This window comes from Streptomyces sp. NPDC058964 (assembly GCF_042741275.1).
Taxonomy (GTDB): domain Bacteria; phylum Actinomycetota; class Actinomycetes; order Streptomycetales; family Streptomycetaceae; genus Streptomyces.
Genome location: NZ_JBHYKH010000576.1, coordinates 1 through 4,135, shown reverse-complemented (window position 1 = coordinate 4,135; position 4,135 = coordinate 1). Strand labels below are relative to the sequence as shown.

Genomic DNA, 4,135 nt, shown 5'->3' with positions numbered 1-4,135 from the left:
GGGGGGTGGCGTTGGTTGGGGGGGTACCGGGGGCTCGTGGGGGGGGGTGGTGGTGTTTTTGCGGCCGGTGGCGCCTTTTTGGGCCCGCGACGCGGCGGACACCCGGATCGATGCCGCGGTCGGCGGTGAAGTCCGCGGCAGGTGCGGGGCAGTGTGCGGGAGCGGGAGGGGCCGGGCCCTCGCGATAGCTCGGCCGGCCAGCTTCGTCAGCGGCCGCGGAGTGTCCCGACCGCAGGGCAGTCACCGTCCGTTGGGCGTCGGCTGCGCCGGGCGTCGCGCCACGGGTCCGGACGGGCCGAAGCGCGCGGCTTCTCATTTGACGGCTCCCAGGGACAGACCGCGCACCAGCTTGTCCTGGGCGGCGAAACCGGCGATCAGAACGGGCAGGGACACCAGCGTGGCCGCCGCGCACAGCCTGGCCAGGAACAGTCCCTCGTTGGTGATGAAGCCGACCAGGAACACCGGCGCGGTGGACGCCTTGGTCGCGGTGAGGTTGACGGCGAACATGAACTCGTTCCAGCTGAAGATGAAACAGATCAGCGAGGTGGCGGCGATCCCCGGCATGGCGACCGGCGCGACGATCCGCAGCAGCACCGTGAGCAGCCCGGCGCCGTCGACCTCGGCCGCCTCCAGGATCTCCCTGGGCACCTCGGCGAGGAACGACCGCATCATCCACACCGCGATCGGCAGGTTCATCGCGGTGTAGAGGACGATGAGGGTCCAGATGTTGTCCAGCATGCCTACGCGCTTGACGATCAGGTAGATCGGCAGCAGGGCCGCGATGAGCGGCAGGAACTTCGTGGACAGGAAGAAGAACATCACGTCGGTCCACTTCTTGACCGGCTTGATGGCCAGCGCGTACGCCGCGGGCAGCGCCAGGGCGAGCACCAGCAGGGTGGAGAAGATGCTGGCCATGGCCGAGTTGAGCAGGTAGGGGGTGATGTCCCGGCCCAGCAGCAGCCTGTACTGGTCCAGGGTCAGCGGCGCGAAGGGACTGGGCGGGTTGGTCGCCGCGTCGGACTCCCGGTGGAAGGACGTGAGGACCATCCAGGCCACCGGCGCGAAAAAGGCGAGCGTGACCAGCCAGGCGGCGAAGGTCCACAGGGGGGAAAGACGCGGCTCCTGCCCGGGGTCGTCGTGGCGTCGACGGCGGAGTCGGCGCATGGCGGTGCCGGACGATGCGTGGGCGGCTGCGGTCGTGCCGGTCATCGGGACACCTCTTCGCGGAACAGGGAGGCGACGACCCGCAGGGCGAACGTCGCGATGACGATCGAGCCGATCACCACGACGACGCCGGCGGCCGCGGCCTGGCCGTACTCGAACTTGCGGAACATGGTCAGATAGATCTCGTAGGGCAGATTCGTGGTCTGGGAGCCGGGGCCGCCCTGGGTGATGGTGTAGACGGCGTCGAAGGTCTGCACCACGAAGATGCTGCCGAGCACGATGCCCAGCTCGATGTACTGCCGCAGATGAGGCAGCGTGATGAGGCGGAAGGTCTGCAGCGCCGAGGCCCCGTCGACCTTGGCGGCCTCCAGGACGTCACCGGGCTGGGCCTGCAGGCCGGCCAGCACGATGAGCATCATGAACGGCGTCCACTGCCACACCAGCGCGACCACCAGAGCGGGCATGGGGAAGGACGAGACCCAGTCGACGGTTGGACCGTTCGCGGCCCCGAACAGCCGGTAGACGGCGTTCAGAGTGCCGTTGAGGAGCCCGTAGTCGGGGTTGTAGATGGCGTGCTTCCACAGCAGGGCGGCGGCGACCGGCATGACCAGGAACGGCGCGATGAGCAGGGTGCGGGCAAGGCCCCGGCCGAGAAAGCGGCGGTCGAGCAGCAGGGCCAGGCCCAGCCCGAGGACCACGCTGAGGACGACTACGGACGCGGTGAGGACGACAGTGTTGAGGACCGCGTTGCGCAACCGCTCGTCGGTGACGACGAACTTGTAGTTGGACAGGCCTGTGAAGTGGCGGTCGCCGGGCCGCAGGATGTTCCACTGGAACGTGGAGATGACGAGCGTGGCCACGAACGGCAGCTGGGTGACGACGATCGTGAAGATCAGTGCCGGCAGCAGCGGAAAGCGACGCCGCCACTTGCGCCCGCCCGTGGGCTTGAGCCGGCGGGACGTTGGTCGCCCGTGCTTCGTGGTGGGATGGGACTGCGTGATCATGGACTGACTTTCTTCCGCCGCAGAGCGGCCAGGGCTTGGGGACGGGCGCCCCGGCCGGGTGCGGGCGCCGGCCGGGGCAGGTGACTCACTTGTAGTTCTTGGCGACGTCCTCGGCCTGCTTCTGACCGTCATTGAGTGCTGTGTCCGCGCTGGTCTTGCCGGCGATGGCGGCGGAGATCTCCTGCGTCACCTTGGTGCCGAGGTCCTGGAACTCGGGGATGGCGACGAACTGGATGCCGACCGTGGGCCGTGGCTGCACGCCCGGGTTGGCGGGATCGGCCTGCTGGATGGACTTCAGGGTGATGTCACCGAACGAGCCGGCGGCCTTCTTGTACTCGGGGATCGTGTAGGTGCTGGCCCGCTTCCCGGAAGGCACCCGCGCCCAGCCGAGCTTCTCACCGACGAGCTTCTCGTACTTCTTGCTGGAGGCCCAGAGCATGAACTTCGAGGCGGCATCGGCGTTCTTGGTGGTCTTCGGCATCGCCCACGCCCAGGCCCACAGCCAGCCGCTGCTCTTGGTCTTCTCCACCGGGGCGTAGGCGTAGCCGATGTTGCCGGCGGCCTTGCTGGTGTTCGGGTCCTCCAGCAGACCAGCCGCGCTGGTGGCGTCGTACCACATGGCGACCTTGCCCTGGCTCATCGCGTTCAGGCACTCGGTGAACCCGGCCTGCGCAGCGCCTGCCTCACCGTGCTTGCGGACGAGATCGACGTAGAAGTCGGTGGCCTTCCTGAAGCCACCGCTGTTGACCTGAGCCTTCCAGTCCTTGGTGAACCACGTCCCGCCGAAGGTGTTGACCACGCTGGTCAGCGGCGCCCCGAGTTCGCCCCAGCCGGCCAGGCCGCGCAGGCAGATACCCCTCATTCCCGGCTTCGCGCCGTCGACCTTCGCCGCCAGGTCGGCCACCTGCTGCCAGGTGGGGTGCTCCGGCATCTTCAGGCCCTTCTGGGCGAAGACGTCCTTGCGGTACATGAGGAAGGACGATTCGCCGTAGAACGGCAGGGCGTAGAGCTTGCCGTCCGAGCCGGACAGCGATTGCACCATCGGCTTGAGCAGGTCGCCCTTGTCGAAGTTCGCGTCCTTGTCGGCGTAGGAGCCGAGTTCGTGCAGCCAGCCGTTCTTCTGCCAGATGGGTACCTCGTAGGCGCCGATGGTGGCGACGTCGTACTGCCCGGCCTTGGTGGCGATGTCCTGCGTGACCTTGTCGCGCAGCTCGTTCTCGGGCAGCACCGTGAAGTTCACCTTGATGCCGGTGTCCTTCGTGAAGGTGCTCTTGGTGAGCTTCGCGATGTCCTCCATCTGCGGGTTGCCGACCATCAGCACGTTGATGCTCTTCCCGCCCGCCGAGGAGCCGCCGGCCCCGGCTCCGGAACAGGCGGTGGCGAGCAGGGCGGTGGTGGCGGCGCAGGCCACCAGCGCGTATCTGGTCGATCGGGTGAATCTCGTCGGACGCATGACGGGGACCTCTCGTGCGGGTGGGTCGGAAAACGGCCTGTGGGGCATCCCTGGCGGCACGGCTCGTGGGTGCAACCGCTCAGCGGGGGATCTCGTCGGGACGTCGACCGACGCTCGGCTGAGGAGGGAGACGCCTCCCCGGGGTGTGGGGTGTGGCATCGCTTGGCGGAATTATTAGCAGCTCGCTGCGCCATTGTTAACACATCTTGCGAGAAAACCTTGCTGAATCTATCGTCACATCGTCTCGTCGGCGCGAGACGCGTCCCCCTCGTTCCCGGTCGTCGCCGATGCGGCCGAGGGCAGCTCGCCCGACGGAATCCCGCACGCGGCTCCCCGCAGCCCACCGTGCTGTCATCCCCGAGGAATCCCGTATGAGAGCGATCCCGATCCCCGCAGGCCCCTGCGCCGTCGTCGTGGGCGGGCTCGCGCTCGGGGGCCAGGGCCCCCCCCCCCCGCGCCCCCGGGGAGTATAAGGGCGCGGGGGGGGGGGGCGGGCTGGGGCCCCCCCGGGGGC

The 4,135-nt window shown here is 68.4% G+C and carries 3 protein-coding genes; all 3 read right to left on the bottom strand.

Annotated features, from left to right (window positions below):
* Positions 1 to 312: 312 nt before the first annotated feature.
* Positions 313 to 1,209, bottom strand: coding sequence for a carbohydrate ABC transporter permease (locus tag ACFW2E_RS40595; RefSeq protein ID WP_384475242.1), 897 nt, complete (start codon positions 1,207 to 1,209; stop codon positions 313 to 315).
* The gene (locus ACFW2E_RS40590; RefSeq protein WP_384475239.1) at positions 1,206 to 2,168 is read right to left on the bottom strand and encodes a carbohydrate ABC transporter permease; all 963 of its coding nucleotides are present in this window, start codon (positions 2,166 to 2,168) and stop codon (positions 1,206 to 1,208) included. The genes ACFW2E_RS40595 and ACFW2E_RS40590 overlap by 4 nt, the downstream gene beginning before the upstream one ends.
* Before the next feature lie 85 nt (positions 2,169 to 2,253).
* Positions 2,254 to 3,621 (bottom strand): ABC transporter substrate-binding protein, encoded by a 1,368-nt coding sequence (locus ACFW2E_RS40585; protein WP_384475235.1) that lies wholly within the window; start codon positions 3,619 to 3,621, stop codon positions 2,254 to 2,256.
* Between the last annotated feature and the right edge of the window lie 514 nt (positions 3,622 to 4,135).